Origin of the sequence: Roseateles oligotrophus, assembly GCF_014204525.1 — a bacterium.
In the GTDB taxonomy this organism is placed as follows: Bacteria; Pseudomonadota; Gammaproteobacteria; order Burkholderiales; family Burkholderiaceae_C; genus Paucibacter_A; species Paucibacter_A oligotrophus_A.
This window is the reverse complement of record NZ_JACHLP010000004.1, coordinates 358,596-373,257: the sequence shown is the minus strand read 5'-3', so window position 1 is coordinate 373,257 and position 14,662 is coordinate 358,596. Positions and strand designations below refer to the sequence as shown.

Genomic DNA, 14,662 nt, shown 5'->3' with positions numbered 1-14,662 from the left:
CTGTCTGAACGCAGCGAGCGCCAGCGAGCGAAGTGAGTTCTGCGCGAGCCCTGGAATTTGAGCACCGCAACGAACCCCGCAGGGGCCAGACATCTGGGTCGCCTTTCTTTGCTTACTTTCTTTGGCGAAGCAAAGAAAGTGAGGCGGCTGCCGGGCCGCAATCCCGGCATGGGCCTGGGCAAACGCACATCGTCAAATTCACAGACCGCACTCATCGCAACAAATCCCGCCCAATGATCAGCTGCTGCACCTCACTCGCCCCCTCATAAATCCGCAAAGCGCGGATCTCGCGGTACAGCGATTCCACGATCTCGCCGCTCTGCACGCCACGGCCGCCATGCAGTTGCAGGGCCGCATCGATGACCTGCTGCGCGCCCTCGGTGGCCATCAGCTTGGCCATGGCGGCCTCGCGGGTCACGTTCTGGCCCTGGTCGCGCTGCCAGGCGGCGCGGTAGACCAGCAGGGCCGAGGAATCCACCGTACACGCCATCTCGGCCAGCTTGGCCTGGGCCAGCGGCAGATCGGCCAGCGTGGCGCCGAACATGGCGCGGCGCTTGGCCTGACCCAAGCCCTCTTGCAGGGCGCGGCGCGCAAAGCCCAGGGCGGCGGCCGCCACCGAGGTGCGGAACACATCCAGCGTGCGCATGGCGATCTTGAAGCCCTCGCCGGCCACGCCAATCATTTGCGACTTGGGCACACGGCAGTCCCTGAACTTCAGGCGGGCCAGGGGATGGGGCGCGATCACCTGGATGCGCTCGGCGATCTCGAAGCCCGGCAGGCCCGCATCGACGATGAAGGCGCTGATGCCGCGCGAACCGGGCGCTTCCCCCGTGCGCGCGAACACGACGTAAAAGTCGGCGATGCCGCCGTTGGAGATCCAGGTCTTCTCGCCATTCAACAGATAAGCATCGCCGTCCTCGCTGGCGCTGCACTGCATGGCGGCGACATCGGAACCGGCCTGCGGCTCGGAGAGCGCAAACGCCGCCAAGGCCTCGCCGCGCGCCACCCGCGGCAGATAACGTTCACGCTGAGCGGCCGTGCCGGCCAGGGAAATCGCCCCCGAGCCCAGGCCCTGCATGGCGAAGGCGAAATCCGCCAGGCCGTGGTAGCGCGCCAGGGTCTCGCGCAGTATGCAGATGGAACGGGTGTCTATGGCCTCGGCCGCGCCGCCCAGGGCCTGGCCGGCAATGGCATGGCTGAGCCAGCCGCCTGCGCCCAGCTGCCGCACCAGCTCGACGCATTCGCCATCCACATCGGCGCCGTGGGCGGGGTGTTGCAGATGGGCTTGGCACCAGGCCTCAAGTTCTTGCGCCAGGACGCGGTGACGGTCCTCAAAAAACGGCCATTCCAGGTGTTTGAGATGCATCGCTCAATCTCCTTGGAACTCGGGCCGCTGCTTGGCCACAAAGGCGTGGTAGGCGCGGTGGAAGTCCTGGGTCATCATGCAGATGGCTTGCGCCTGGGCTTCGGACTCGATGGCCTCGTCCACCCCCATGGCCCATTCCTGATGCAGCATCTTCTTGGTCATGGCGTGGCCGAAGCTGGGGCCGGCGGCGATCTCCTGCGCCCATTGCACGCTGCTCTCCAGCACCGCCTCGGGCTCGACCAGGCGGTTCAGAAAACCCCAGGCCAGGGCCTCCTCGCCGCCCAGGCTGCGGCCGCTGTAAAGCAGATCGGAGGCGCGGCCCTGGCCGATGATGCGGGGCAAGATGGAGCAAGCCCCCATATCGCAGCCGGCCAGGCCGACGCGGGTGAACAAAAACGCCGTCTTGCTGCGGGCCGTGCCCACGCGCAGGTCCGAGGCCATGGCGATGATGGCGCCGGCACCGGCGCAGACGCCGTCGATGGAAGAAATTACCGGCTGCGGGCAGGCCCGTATCGCCTTGACCAGATCGCCCGTCATGCGGGTGAAGGCCAGCAGATCGGGCATGCTCATCTGGGTCAGGGGGCCGATGATCTCGTGCACATCGCCGCCGGAGCAGAAATTGCCGCCCGCGCCCTGCACGACGATGGCGCGCACCTCGTCCACCAGCCCAAGCGTGCGGAACAGATCGCGCAGCTCGGCATAGCTGTCGAAGGTCAGCGGGTTCTTGCGCTCGGGCCGGTTCAGCGTGATCAGGCCCACCGCGCCGCGCTGTTCCCAGGCGAAGTGCTGGGGGGCAAAGCCTTGCAGGCTGCGTTGATTGCCGCCGCTCAGATGGGCGTCCATGGGTCGGCCGCTGGGAGTATTCATGCTTGTTGCTTCCTTCTTGTCCGGGCTTTGGGCGCGGGCTTGAGTGACGGCTTGAACATCTGCTGCTCCTGCTGCGCCGCCTCCAAGGCCGCCAAATGCTGTTTCAGATCAGCCAGCAGGCCATGGACCTGCTCTTGCTGCTCGGCCGACCAGCCGCCCAGCAGCTCCAGCACCCACTGCTCATGCGTGCTGGCCATGCGTTTGAACTGGCGTCGGCCAAGAGGCGTGAGTTTGACCGAAAAACTGCGCCGGTCGCTGGGATGGAGGGCGCGCAAAACCAGGCCCTCGGCCTCCAGCTGATCGGTGATGCCGGTGATATTGCCGCCCGTCACCATCAGGCGTTTGGACAGCTCACGCATGGACAGGCCTTGCGGATGCCGCTCCAGCTGAGCCAGCAGGTCAAAGCGCGGCAAGGTGGTGGCGAAGTCCTGGGCCAGGCGCTTGCGTATCACCCCCTCCACCCGCGTCGTGCAGCTGAGCAGGCGCAGCCACAGCCTGAGCGCCTGATGCGCCTGCTGATCCTGGCCCTGCACGCGCGACTCCAGGTCGGGGCCCAACTCAAGCGTGTCCATCTCAGCAGCGATCCTTGAGGTATTGCGGGCCGAGCGCCGGGCCGTCCCAAGCCGGCCCGCACAGGCGACGCAGGCGGTTCGACGCCGCCAGCGGCGCCGTCCCCCCGGGGGACCGGCCAGGCTTGCCGGCGTTCAGCAAGGCAAGATTGGACGAGGGGCTGATGCTTTGCATCACATCAACTCCCCGCCGCAGACGGCGATGGCCTGGCCGTTCATGGCCGCGCTGCTTTTCTGCGCCAGCCACAGCACGGCGTTGGCCACCTCCTCGGGTTGCACCAGGCGGCCTTGCGGGTTGCTGGCGGCAAAACCCGCCAGGGCTTCATCGGCGCTACGGCCGGTCTTGCTCACCACCGTGTCCACGGCGCGGCTGATGATGTCGGTCTCGGTATAGCCGGGGCAGACGGCATTGACCGTCACGCCGCGCTTGGCCACCTCCAGGGCCATGGCCCGGCTCAGACCCAGCACCCCATGCTTGGCCGCGCAATAGGCGGCGACGTAGGCGTAACCCGTCAGCGCCGCGGTACTGGCCACATTGATGATGCGACCAAAACCGCGCTCCAGCATGGCGGGCAGGACCGCGCGGCTGCACAGAAAGGTGCCGCTCAGATTGACGGCCAGCATCTCGTTCCACAGCGCGAGACTGGTGCGCTGCAGCGGCGCCGTCTGCACCTGGCCGGCGTTGTTGACGAGGATGTCGACGGCGCCAAGCGCCGCGAAGGCCTGGCTCACCGAGGCCTCATCGCTCACATCCACTATTTGAATCGCCACCGGGCCCAGCTCGCGCAGCAGCTCGGCCTGGGCTTGCAGGCGCTCGGCATTGCGGCCCAGCAGGCTGACACGCGCCCCGGCCTGCAGCAGGCTGCGGGCGATGGCCGCACCGATGCCGCTGCCGCCGCCGGTGACGGCGGCATGCAGGCCGGCCAGGCTTTTGAACTCACTCACACAGTCGCTCATACACCCAGCGCCTTATTGGCTTGCTCCAGCGCGCTCGGGCCGCCGGCCTGGGCCTGGCTGGCGCGCTGGCGCTCGAACTCCCGCTCCATCTGCTGCTTGCCGGCATGGTATTGGCGCGGCCAGTCCAAACCTTGCGGCCCCGCATAGCCGATGCGCGCCGCCTCGCTGAGCGTCCAGGCCGGATTGGCCAGATGCGGGCGGGCGATGGCGCAGAGATCGGCGCGGCCGGCGGCGATGATGCTGTTGACATGGTCGGCCTCCGAGATCGCCCCCACCGCCATGGTGGCGATGCCGGCCCGATTGCGAATGCTTTCCGAGAACGGCGTCTGCCACATGCGGCCGTAGACCGGCTTTTCCAGCTTGCTGACCTGGCCGGAGGAGACATCGATCAGATCCGCCCCGGCCGCCTTGAAGGCTTGGGCGATCTGCACCGCATCCTCCGGCGTGGTGCCGCCCGCCACCCAGTCGTGGGCCGAGATGCGCACCGACATCGGCCGCTCGGCCGGCCACAGCGCACGCATGGCCACGAACACCTCCAGCGGATAACGCAGGCGGTTCGCCAGGCTGCCGCCGTACTCGTCCTCGCGCCGGTTCGTCAACGGCGAGATAAAGCTGGACAGCAGATAGCCGTGGGCGCAGTGCAGCTCCAGCCAGTCGAAACCGGCGGCCGCGGCGCGCTCGGTGGCCGCGCAGAAGTCGGCCCGCACGGCGTCCATATCGGCCCGCGTCATCGCCTTTGAGACCTGGCTGAGGCCCTCCAGATACTGCTGGCTGGAGGCCGAGATCAGCGGCCAGTTGCCGCTCTCCAGAGGCTGGTCTATGCCCTCCCAGCCCCGCCGGGTCGAGCCCTTGGCGCCGGAATGGCCCAGCTGCATGGCGATCTTGGCCGAGCTATGGCTGTGCACAAAGTCCACGATGCGGCGCCAGGCGGCGGCCTGGGCCTCGGTGTAGAGGCCGGGGCAGCCGGGGGTGATGCGGCCTTCGGGCGACGGCGCCGTCATCTCGGCAAACACCAGGCCGGCACCACCCAGGGCGCGGGCGCCCAGATGCGCCAGGTGATAGTCGCCGGCCAGGCCGTCCTCGCAGGAATACTGAGCCATGGGCGAGACCACGACGCGGTTCTTCAGGGCCAGGCCGCGCAGCTTGAAGGGGGTGAACATGGGCGGCACCGGCTTGGCCGCCGCCACCCCGCTCTGCGCCGCCAGCCATTGCTCGAAGGCCGCCACATAACTCGCATCCCGCAGGCGCAGGTTCTCGTGCGAGATGCGCTGGGAGCGGGTCAGCAGGGAGTAGGCGAATTGCTCGGGCGCCAGGCGGGCATGGCGCTCGACGTTCTCAAACCACTCGGTGGAGTTGCGCGCCGCGTTCTGGATGCGCAAGACCTCGATGGAGCGGGTAGCCTGGTAGTGATCCAGGGCCGCCTGCAGATCGCCGGGGTGGGTGGCCATGTCCTTGGCCAGGGCGATGGCATCCTCGAAGGCCAGCTTGGTGCCCGAGCCAATCGAGAAATGCGCCGTGTGGGCGGCGTCACCCATCAGCACCACCGGGGCCCGGCCGTTGTGGTGCACCCAGTTCTTGCAGACCACGCGCGGAAAGCGTATCCACTGCGCCGAACCGCGCAGATGCGCGGCATTGGACACCAGTTTGTGCCCGTCCAGCACCTTGGCAAAAAGCTTTTCGCAGAAGGCGATGCTGTCCTCCTTGCTCATGGCCTCCAGGCCCGCGGCCTGCCAGACGGCGTCGGGCGCCTCGACGATGAAGGTGGAGGTATGCGCGTCAAAGCGATAGGCATGGGCCTGAAACCAACCGAACTCGGTCCGCTGAAAATCGAAGGTAAAGGCCTCGAACAAACGAGACGTGCCCAGCCAGACAAAGCGGTTCTGGCGCAGATCGATATCGGGCTGGTAGCTGGCCGCGTACTTCTGGCGCAGACGGCTATTGAGGCCGTCGCAGGCGATGATGAGGTCGGCGTCCAGGCCTTCGTCGTCCTCCACATTGACTTCATAACGCAGATCCACACCCAGTTCCACGCAGCGGGCTTGCAGGATATTGAGCAGCTTCATGCGGCCTATGCCGCAAAAGCCATGGCCGCCGGAGCGCAGGCTGCGGCCCTGGATATGGACCTCGATATCGTCCCAATGGTTGAAGGCCGTGAGGATTTCATCCGCCGTCTTTGCATCGGCCTCGCGCATGGCGCTCAGGGTCTGGTCGGAGAAGACCACGCCCCAGCCAAAGGTGTCGCCCGGCTTGTTGCGCTCCAGCACGGTGATCTGGTGGGCCGGGTTCTGCTGCTTCATCAGCAGGGCGAAATACAGGCCGGCGGGGCCGCCGCCGATACAGGTGATGCGCATGGATCAATCTCCGTCAATCGCCGGGCGGCACAGGGGTTTTGTGTCGGCCTTGCGATGCACTTTAGGACTTGATAGTTTAGGCGTCAACTAAATTATCCAGACCTTGCGGTCGGGACTTTCCCGCACAACAATCGGTGCTAGCGGCTTTTTTGCGGCGGCCGATTCCCTGTTGGGATTAACCGACACCACGCCCCTCCAAGCCTTGCTAAGGTGCGCTCCGTTCGCGGCCCGGCCCCGGTACGCGAACGGTTTCAGGAGTATTTATGACGATTGCCGACAAGCCCCCCGGCCAGAGAATCTGGGACATCTCCCCGCTTGTTTCGCCCCAATCCCCCATCTTCCCCGGCGACGAGCCCTATGCCCTGCGCTGGACGGCCAGGCTCTCGCCCGCATGCCCCGTCAATCTGAGCGCCTTGACGATGTCGCCCCATGTGGGTGCCCATGCCGATGCGCCCCTGCATTACGCCGCCGACGGTGCCAGCGCGGCCGAGGTCGATCTGGACGCCTACCTCGGCCCCTGCCGCGTCATCCATGCCCTGGGTTGCGGGCCGCTGATCCAGATCGAGCATCTGCAACATGCGGTAGGCGCCGGCCTGCCGGCCCGTGTGCTGGTGCGCTGCAATGAGAAGGCCAAGGAGGTCTGGGATCCGGACTTCAGCGCCTACGCCCCCGCCACCGTGGCCTGGCTGGCGGCCCAGGGCGTGCGCCTGATCGGCCTGGACACGCCCTCGGTGGACCCGGCGGACAGCAAGAGCCTGGACAGCCATCAGCAGCTGCGAACGCTGGATCTGCGCGTGCTGGAAAACCTGGTGCTGGACGATGTGCCCGAGGGCGATTACGAGCTGATCGCCCTGCCCCTCAAACTGGCCGGCGCCTGCGCCTCCCCGGTGCGCGCCGTCTTGCGCAAACTTTAAGGAAAGACCCATCATGCCCATCACCCGCCAAGACTGCGAAGTGCGCGACCAGCAAGACCCGCTGCGCGAGCTGAAATCGCAATTCGATCTGCCGCCCGGCGTCATTTACCTGGACGGCAATTCCCTGGGCGTGCTGCCGCGCGCCACGCTGGGCCGCGTGCAGGAAGTGATACAGCGCGAGTGGGGGCAGGACCTGATCAAGAGCTGGAACACGGCCGGCTGGATCGACCTGCCCGGCCGCATCGGCGACAAGATCGCCCGCCTGGTCGGCGCCCGCCCGGGTGAGCTGATCGTGGCCGACTCCACCTCGCTCAATCTCTACAAGGTCCTGTCCACCGCCCTGAGCCTGCAACAGCAGGACGCGCCCCAGCGCAAGCTCATCGTCTCGGAGCGCAGCAATTTCCCCACCGACCTCTACATCGCCCAGAGCTTGGCCGAGCAGTTCGGCGCCCGCCTGCATCTGGTGGACCGTGTGGAGGACATCCCCGCCTGCCTGAACCAGGAGCTGGCGGTGCTGATGCTCACCGAGGTCAATTACCGCACGGGCTACAAGCACGAGATGGCCACCCTGACCCAGGCCGCCCATGCGGCCGGTGCCCTGGTGGTCTGGGACCTGGCCCATTCGGCCGGCGCGGTGCCGGTGGATCTGCATGCGGCCGAGGCCGACTTCGCCATCGGCTGCGGCTACAAATACCTGAACGGCGGCCCCGGCGCCCCGGCGTTTGCCTGGGTTCACCCCCGCCATGTGGCGCGGGCCAAACAGCCTTTGTCGGGCTGGCTGGGCCATGCCGCCCCCTTCCAGTTCACGACGGACTACCAGCCCGCCGCCGGCATCAAGCGCTATATCTGCGGCACGCCGGCCCTGCTGTCCCTGGCCGCGCTGGAATGCGGGGTGGACACCGTGCTGGCCGCTGAGCCCCAAGGCGGCATGGCCGCGCTGCGCACCAAGTCCATCGCGCTGACCGAACTCTTCATCGCACTGGCCGAGGCGCGCTGCGGCCATCTGGGCGTGCTCCTGGCCTCGCCCCGCGATGCGCGCCAGCGCGGCAGCCAGGTCTGCCTGAGCCTGCAGCCCGAGCTGCAGGAGGCCAGCTACGCCGTCGTCCAGGCCTTGATCGCACGCGGCGTGATCGGCGACTTCCGCGCCGGCAACCCGGCCGATCTGGCCGCCACCCCGCACATCCTGCGCTTTGGCTTCACCCCGCTCTACCTCGGCTTTGTCGATGTGTTCGATGCCGTCGAACATCTCTTCCAGGTGCTCCAGCGGGAGGAATGGAAAACCCCCCAATTCGCCCAGAAAGGCCAAGTGACATGAGCTGCCCCCATCACCCTGAAAACATCGTCCGGGAGGAAGGCGCCCAGCTCGACTTCTCCCGCGATATGAGCTACGGCGACTATCTGCACCTTGACCAGATCCTGAGCGCCCAGCACCCGCTCTCGCCCGAGCACAACGAGATGCTCTTCATCGTCCAGCACCAGACCTCGGAGCTGTGGATGAAGCTGATGCTGCACGAGCTGCAGGCCGCCGTCGCCAAGCTGGCGGCCGACCAATTGCCCGAGTCCTTCAAGATGCTGGCCCGGGTCTCCAGAATCATGGAGCAGCTGGTCCATGCCTGGGATGTGCTGGCGACGATGACGCCGCCCGAGTACAGCGCCATCCGGCCCTATCTATCGAATAGCAGCGGCTTCCAGAGCGCCCAGTACCGCCGCATCGAGTTCATGCTGGGCAATAAGAACGCGGCCATGCTCAAGCCCCATGCGCACCGGCCGGATCTGCTGGCCGAGGTGGAGGCCGCCTGGCGCGCGCCCTCGCTGTACGACGAAACCCTGAGGCTGATGGCCCGCCGCGGCATCACGGTGCCGGCCCAGGCCCTGGAGCGCGACTGGACCCAGCCGCGCCAGGCCGACGAGGGCGTCAAGCAGGCCTGGCTACAGGTCTACCGCCATCCTCAAGCGCATTGGGATCTGTACCAGATGGGCGAGGAGCTGGTGGATCTGGAGGACGCTTTCCGGCTCTGGCGCTTCCGCCATGTCACGACGGTGGAGCGGGTCATAGGCTTCAAGCGCGGCACCGGCGGCACCTCGGGCGTGGGCTATCTGCGCAAGATGCTGGACGTGGTGCTTTTCCCCGAACTGTGGGCGCTGCGCACCGAACTTTAAGCTTCTGCTATAAAGCCCATCACCAGGCCTAACTGAGCAAAGTGATGGTGCGCATGAGCAAGCCGGCCCAGCCACTGCGGAGCGAGACAGAGCCCAGCACCCGCCCGCCCCGGCACTTCTTCACGGCGGCCCGGCCCGCGACGGCGCCTGCCTACGGCCCGCCCTCGGCCCGGCGGCTGCCGTCCTGGATCAACGCAAGAGTGGCCGTCTGGGGCACGGCCTCGCTCAGCCTGCTGCTGCTGCTCTTGGTGCTGGGCATGTTGTGGCTCTCGCACCGCCAGGCTCAGGATGCGGCGCACGAGCAAACCCTGCTCTATGCCCGCACGCTGGAATGGCAGACCAACCAGACGGTGGCCACGGCCGAGCAGGCCCTGGCCGCCCTGGCCCGCCAGCTGGACCCCGAGCTGCCGGGCCGCGGTGGCCCGACCCTGTTCCCGGCCTGGCAAGACCATATGACCGAGCTGCTGCGCCAGCCCCTGGCCAGCCTGGCCTTTGTGCGTAGCTTTTCCCTGCTGGACGAGCGCGGCCTGGTCCTGGCCAGCAGCGAAAGCGCCAATCTGGGCCTGCGCCTGCCGCTGGAGCGGCTCAAGGCCTCGTCCAACACCTTGCTGGGCGGCCTGGGCCGTTTGCAAAACGGGCGCGACCTCGCCAATAGCGGGGCCGCTGAACACTACATCCCGCTGACCCAGACCCTGGGCGAAGGCGGCCGCCTGGGCTATCTGGTCGCCACGCTGGACCCCGGCTATTTCGCCCGGGTGCTGGAAGGCCAGCTGGGCGCCACCGAACTGCTTGGCGCCCTGCTCAGCCTGGACGGCCAGCTGATTGCCGGCAGCGCCGGGCTGAAGGCCGGCATGGGCCAGCACTTTGCGCAGCACCTGATCTTCAGCCAGCACCTGCCCAGCCAGGAAAGCGGCAGCTACCAGGCGCCCGGCCTGAGCGCGCAAGACAGCCTGGGCAGCTACCGCCTCACCGCCAACTACCCCTGGCTGATTGCGGTGGAGCTGCCGCAAGCCATGCTGTGGGTGCAGATGCGCGGCGTGGTGCAGGCGCTGAGCCTGGCCCTGCTCTGCGGCCTGGCCCTGATGCTGGCCCTGGGGGCTTTTGCCTGGCGCGCCCTCTCAGCCTACGACCATGCCCGCGGCGAGCTGGAGTCCGCCCACCGCGATCTGGCCACCAAGGAGCGGGAACAAAGCCTCTTGATCGAAAACGTGCAGGAGCTGATGTTCCGCACCGACACGGCCGGCGTGCTGCAATTCGTCAACCACAGCAGTTTTCTGGGCGGCAAGGACGGCCAACCGGTGCTGGGCCAGCACTTCGAATCCCTGATCGAGCCGCGCGACCATGCCAAGGCGCGCGGCCTTTTCCGCAGCGCCAGCGGCTTGCTGAACCTGCCCATCGCCCTACGCCTGGCCGGGCAGGGCAGCAGGCAAAGAGTGCTGGAGGTCAGCGTCACCGCCATCAAGGAGGCCGACGGCAGCCTGGGGGGTTATGTGGGCTTTGCCATCGACGTGACCGAACGCGAGGATGCCCGCGAACGCCTGCAGGCCCAGCTGGACTTCACCGCCCGCATGATCGACGTCTGCCCCATTCCCATCTTTGCCAAGGACACGGCGCTGCGCTTTGTGATGGTCAACCAGGCCTGGTCCGAGATGAGCGGGGTGGACAAGCACCTGGCCCTGGGCCGCAAGCTCAGCGAGGTCAAGCCGCCCGCCATCGCCGGCCCGGTGGAGGCGCTGGACCAGCGCCTGCTGGCCCATGGCGGCAGCGAGCGCCTGGAGGTGCATGAGCGCGAACGTTGCCTGCTGACGCACAAGACCGTGTTCTCCGACAGCCGCGGCCAGCCCGCCGGCGTGGTGGGCAGCGCCATCGACATCAGCCGTTTCGTCGAGGCCGAACAGCAGATCCGCGAAGCCCGCGATGCGGCCGAGCTGGCCAATAGCATCAAGACCGAGTTCGTCGCCAATATGAGCCACGAGCTGCGCACGCCGCTGCAAAGCATCATCGGCTTTGCCGAGATCGGCCTGGGCCGCAGCGAGGACACACCGCGCCTGCACGGCATGTTCAATCGCATCTTCGCCGCCGGCCACCGGATGCTGGAGCTGGTCAACAATCTGCTCGATCTGTCCCGCCTGGAGAGCCCGGTCGGCCATCTGAGCCTGATCAAGCAAAACCTCAAGCCCTTGATCGTCAATGTGGTGGGCGATCTGCAAGCCATGGCCAAGTCGCGCAAGGTGGAGCTCCGCCTGCACATCGAGGACGAGGGCTTGCAAGCCGCCGTCGACGCCGAGCGCCTGCAACAAGCCCTGCGCAATGTGCTGGACAACGCCTTGCGCTACGCCCCGCCCGAGAGCGCGATCGACATCCGCGCCCTCAAGGACGAGCAAGGTGTGGCCCTCAGCGTGCGCGACCAGGGCCCGGGCATTCCCGCCACCGAGCTGGAGAGCATCTTCACCCCCTTCGTCCAGGGCTCGCTGACCAAGGACGGCTCCGGTGGCACCGGCCTGGGCCTGGCCATCTGCCGCAAGATCATGAGCGCGCACGGCGGCAGCATCACCGCCCACAACCACAGCCAGGGTGGCGCCCTGTTCGAGCTGCGCCTGCCGCGCGGCTGAAGCGCCCCGCCACCTACAATCCGCGGGCAATCAAAACCCCGAGGCCCACCGGCCTCGGGCGCACAACCCAGGCCCCGGCCCAAGATGCCGGGCGCTGCCCAGGACCGACTTGACGGAGACACGCCATGGATTCCCGCACTTCCACCATCACCCTGCGTATCGAGAAGCTGCGCGACGCCATGAAGGCCGCGGGCGTCCACGCCGCCCTGGTGCCCTCCGCCGACCCCCATCTGTCCGAGTACCTGCCCGAGCGCTGGCAGGCCCGCCAGTGGCTGTCGGGCTTCAGCGGCTCGGTCGGCACCCTGGTCGTCACCCTGGACCGCGCCGCCGTCTTCGCCGACACCCGTTACTGGACGCAGGCCGAGGCCGAGCTGGCCGGCACCGGCATCGAGCTGCAAAAAATCCCCACCGGCGCCGCCACGCATTTCATCGAATGGATCGCCGGCCAGCTCAAGGCCGAGCAGACCCTGGCGGTGGACGGCCAGGTGCTGGGCCTGGCCCTGGCCCAGCAGCTGCGCCAGGCGATGAAGCAGGCCGGCATCGGCTTGCGCACCGACATCGATCTGGTCGAAGCCGTCTGGGACGGCCGCCCCGGCCTGCCCACGGCCCCGGTCTACGAGCATCTGCCGCCGCAGGCCACCGTCAGCCGCGCCGATAAATTGGCCCATGTGCGCGCCGCCTTTGCGGCCCAGGGCCAGACGCACCACTTCATCTCCAGCGTGGACGATGTGGCCTGGCTCTTCAATCTGCGCGGCGCCGATGTGGACTACAACCCCGTCTTCGTCGCCCACGCCTTGCTGAGCGCCACCGAAGCCACCCTCTTCCTCGCCGAGGGCAAGGTGGGCGCCGAGCTGCAGGCGCGGCTGCTGGCCGATGGCGTCAAACTGGCAGCCTACACGGCAGCCCCCGCCGCCCTGGCCGCCCTGCCCGCCGGCGCGCGCGTGCTGATGGACCCACGCCGCGTCACCCTGGGCCTGCGCGAGTCCGTCAACCCGCAGGCCAGCGTGCGCGAGGCCATCAACCCCAGCACCCTGGCCAAGAGCCGCAAGACCGCAGCCGAGGCCGAGTTCGTGCGCGAGGCCATGGCCCAGGACGGCGCGGCCATGTGCGAGTTCTATGCCTGGTTCGAGCAAGCCCTGGGCCAGGAGCGCATCACCGAGATCACCATCGACGAAAAGCTCAGCGCCGCCCGCGCCAAGCGGCCGGGCTTTGTCGGCCTGTCCTTCCCCACCATCGCCGGCTTCAATGCCAATGGCGCCATGCCGCATTACCGCGCCACGGCCGACTCGCATGCGGTGATCGAGGGCAACGGCCTCTTGCTGATCGACTCCGGCGCCCAATACCTGGGCGGCACGACCGACATCACCCGCGTCTGGCCCATAGGCCAGCCCAGCGCCGCGCAAAAGCGCGACTACACCCTGGTGCTCAAGGGCACGCTGAACCTGTCGCGCGCCGTCTTCCCGCAGGGCACGCTGGGCCCCATGCTGGACGCCCTGGCGCGCGCCCCGCTGTGGGCCTATGGCCTGGACTACGGCCATGGCACCGGCCATGGCGTGGGTTATTTCATGAATGTGCACGAGGGCCCGCAGAACATCTCCAAGGCCGTCCCCGACGCCCATATGGCCATGGAGGCCGGCATGATCACCTCCATCGAACCCGGTCTGTACCGGCCGGGTCAATGGGGGGTGCGGATCGAGAACCTGGTGCTCAATGTGGCCAAGCAGACGCCCGAGCACGGCGCCTTCGGCAGCATGCTGGCCTTCGAGACGCTGACGCTATGCCCCATCGACACACATTGCATTGAACTGAGCCTGCTGCAAGCCGATGAAATCGCCTGGCTGAACAACTACCACGCCGAGGTGCGCGCCCGCCTGACGCCCTTGCTCAGCGGTGCTGCGCTGGCCTGGTTGAACAAGCGGACCGAGGCCATCTGATATCAGCGCTCAAGCCCGCGGCAGCAGGCGCGCTTTGAGGAAGTCGACCAGCACCCGGACCCGGCCCGGCAGATGGGTCCGCGAGGCGTAGAGCAGCCAGACATGGGTGGGCGCCTCACCGCTGCTGACCTCGTGCTGGGGGAAGAGATCAACCAGCCGGCCGGCGGCCAGATCGGGCGCAAGCAGCCAATCCGATAGCAAAGCCGGCCCCAGGCCCTGCAGTGCCGCCGACTGCACGGCCTGGGCGGTGGACAGGCTCAGCCAGCCCTTCACCGCCACGGTCTCCGCCTCGCCCGCCCCCTGGCGGAAGACCCAGCGGCTGCGGAAGCCGGGCAGATCAAAACGCAGGCAGGCCTGGCGGGACAGCTCGCCCGGCCGGCCCGGTGCGCCGTGGCGCGCCAGCCAGGCCGGGCTGGCGACGACGCGGTAGCGCACCGGCGCCAGCGGCAGGCCCACCAGAGAAGCATCGACGCTGGGGCCCAGGCGCAGGGCCAGATCGACGCGCTCGGCCCGCAGGTCCAGCACCTCGTCGCACAGCAGCAAGTCCAGCTCCAGGCCCGGGTACAGGCGGTGCAGCTCGGGCAGCAGGGGCAGCAAGGCCGCCTGCCCGAAGGCGATCGAGCTGGTCAGCCTCACCTTGCCCCGCAACTCACCCGCGCTGGCGCGGGCCTCGTCATTGGCTTGCTGCAAATCCTCCAGGAGTTTTTGCACCCGCTCGTGGTAGGCCATGCCGGCCTCGGTCAGCGCCAGCCTGCGGGTGCTGCGCTGCATCAGCCGCACGCCCAGGGAGGCTTCCAGGGCCGAGATCGCCCGCGTCACCATCGAAGGCGCCATATCCAGTTCACGCGCGGCCGCAGCAAAGCTGCCGGCCCGCGCCACGGCGTCAAAAACCTTGAGCTGATGAAGATCCATGGGCAGGCACTGTAAACAGG

Annotated in this window: 12 protein-coding genes; 5 read left to right on the top strand and 7 right to left on the bottom strand. The window is 67.7% G+C overall.

The window, feature by feature from the left end:
- Positions 1 to 211: 211 nt before the first annotated feature.
- The 6 genes from HNP55_RS11800 to HNP55_RS11775 are packed head-to-tail and all read right to left on the bottom strand — an operon-like array spanning position 212 to position 6,110.
- Positions 212 to 1,366 (bottom strand): acyl-CoA dehydrogenase family protein, encoded by a 1,155-nt coding sequence (locus HNP55_RS11800; protein WP_184299454.1) that lies wholly within the window; start codon positions 1,364 to 1,366, stop codon positions 212 to 214.
- 3 nt (positions 1,367 to 1,369) lie between these two features.
- A complete protein-coding gene (locus tag HNP55_RS11795; RefSeq protein WP_246448357.1) occupies positions 1,370 to 2,233 on the bottom strand; it encodes an enoyl-CoA hydratase family protein in 864 nt (287 codons plus the stop codon).
- Complete coding sequence (locus HNP55_RS11790; RefSeq protein WP_184299452.1) at positions 2,230 to 2,805, bottom strand: MarR family winged helix-turn-helix transcriptional regulator; 576 nt, start codon at positions 2,803 to 2,805, stop codon at positions 2,230 to 2,232. The genes HNP55_RS11795 and HNP55_RS11790 overlap by 4 nt, the downstream gene beginning before the upstream one ends.
- 1 nt (position 2,806) lies before the next feature.
- Positions 2,807 to 2,977 (bottom strand): hypothetical protein, encoded by a 171-nt coding sequence (locus HNP55_RS11785; protein ID WP_184299450.1) that lies wholly within the window; start codon positions 2,975 to 2,977, stop codon positions 2,807 to 2,809.
- Complete coding sequence (locus HNP55_RS11780) at positions 2,977 to 3,747, bottom strand: SDR family NAD(P)-dependent oxidoreductase (protein WP_409993738.1); 771 nt, start codon at positions 3,745 to 3,747, stop codon at positions 2,977 to 2,979. Before HNP55_RS11780 ends, HNP55_RS11785 begins: the two co-directional genes overlap by 1 nt.
- Before the next feature lie 8 nt (positions 3,748 to 3,755).
- Entirely contained in the window at positions 3,756 to 6,110 is a 2,355-nt protein-coding gene (locus HNP55_RS11775) for a bifunctional salicylyl-CoA 5-hydroxylase/oxidoreductase (protein WP_184299446.1), read from the bottom strand.
- A 263-nt stretch (positions 6,111 to 6,373) separates the two neighbouring features.
- Between HNP55_RS11775 and kynB the strand changes: the two genes are divergently transcribed.
- The 5 genes from kynB to HNP55_RS11750 all read left to right on the top strand — a co-directional run bounded on the left by kynB (position 6,374) and on the right by HNP55_RS11750 (position 13,730).
- Complete coding sequence (kynB, locus tag HNP55_RS11770) at positions 6,374 to 7,024, top strand: arylformamidase (protein WP_184299444.1); 651 nt, start codon at positions 6,374 to 6,376, stop codon at positions 7,022 to 7,024.
- Positions 7,025 to 7,037: 13 nt separating this feature from the next.
- Positions 7,038 to 8,339: a kynureninase gene (gene kynU, locus HNP55_RS11765; protein WP_184299442.1), complete on the top strand. Its 1,302-nt coding sequence runs from the start codon at positions 7,038 to 7,040 to the stop codon at positions 8,337 to 8,339.
- The gene (gene kynA / locus HNP55_RS11760) at positions 8,336 to 9,184 is read left to right on the top strand and encodes a tryptophan 2,3-dioxygenase (RefSeq protein WP_184299440.1); all 849 of its coding nucleotides are present in this window, start codon (positions 8,336 to 8,338) and stop codon (positions 9,182 to 9,184) included. Before kynU ends, kynA begins: the two co-directional genes overlap by 4 nt.
- Positions 9,185 to 9,237: 53 nt before the next feature.
- Positions 9,238 to 11,796, top strand: coding sequence for an ATP-binding protein (locus HNP55_RS11755; protein WP_184299438.1), 2,559 nt, complete (start codon positions 9,238 to 9,240; stop codon positions 11,794 to 11,796).
- 125 nt (positions 11,797 to 11,921) lie between these two features.
- Positions 11,922 to 13,730 (top strand): aminopeptidase P family protein, encoded by a 1,809-nt coding sequence (locus HNP55_RS11750; RefSeq protein ID WP_184299436.1) that lies wholly within the window; start codon positions 11,922 to 11,924, stop codon positions 13,728 to 13,730.
- A 9-nt stretch (positions 13,731 to 13,739) separates the two neighbouring features.
- Here HNP55_RS11750 and HNP55_RS11745 read toward each other — a convergent pair whose 3' ends face one another.
- Positions 13,740 to 14,642 (bottom strand): LysR substrate-binding domain-containing protein, encoded by a 903-nt coding sequence (locus HNP55_RS11745; protein WP_184299434.1) that lies wholly within the window; start codon positions 14,640 to 14,642, stop codon positions 13,740 to 13,742.
- Positions 14,643 to 14,662: the final 20 nt, after the last annotated feature.

What these genes read in the sequence shown, in the direction of transcription:
- HNP55_RS11800 (WP_184299454.1), bottom strand. Translation starts at nt 1,366, where the DNA reads ATGCATCTCAAACACCTGGAATGGCCGTTTTTTGAGGACCGTCACCGC.
- HNP55_RS11795 (WP_246448357.1), bottom strand. Translation starts at nt 2,233, where the DNA reads ATGAATACTCCCAGCGGCCGACCCATGGACGCCCATCTGAGCGGCGGC.
- HNP55_RS11790 (WP_184299452.1), bottom strand. Translation starts at nt 2,805, where the DNA reads ATGGACACGCTTGAGTTGGGCCCCGACCTGGAGTCGCGCGTGCAGGGC.
- HNP55_RS11785 (WP_184299450.1), bottom strand. Translation starts at nt 2,977, where the DNA reads ATGCAAAGCATCAGCCCCTCGTCCAATCTTGCCTTGCTGAACGCCGGC.
- HNP55_RS11775 (WP_184299446.1), bottom strand. Translation starts at nt 6,110, where the DNA reads ATGCGCATCACCTGTATCGGCGGCGGCCCCGCCGGCCTGTATTTCGCC.
- kynB (WP_184299444.1), top strand. Translation starts at nt 6,374, where the DNA reads ATGACGATTGCCGACAAGCCCCCCGGCCAGAGAATCTGGGACATCTCC.
- kynU (WP_184299442.1), top strand. Translation starts at nt 7,038, where the DNA reads ATGCCCATCACCCGCCAAGACTGCGAAGTGCGCGACCAGCAAGACCCG.
- kynA (WP_184299440.1), top strand. Translation starts at nt 8,336, where the DNA reads ATGAGCTGCCCCCATCACCCTGAAAACATCGTCCGGGAGGAAGGCGCC.
- HNP55_RS11755 (WP_184299438.1), top strand. Translation starts at nt 9,238, where the DNA reads ATGAGCAAGCCGGCCCAGCCACTGCGGAGCGAGACAGAGCCCAGCACC.
- HNP55_RS11750 (WP_184299436.1), top strand. Translation starts at nt 11,922, where the DNA reads ATGGATTCCCGCACTTCCACCATCACCCTGCGTATCGAGAAGCTGCGC.
- HNP55_RS11745 (WP_184299434.1), bottom strand. Translation starts at nt 14,642, where the DNA reads ATGGATCTTCATCAGCTCAAGGTTTTTGACGCCGTGGCGCGGGCCGGC.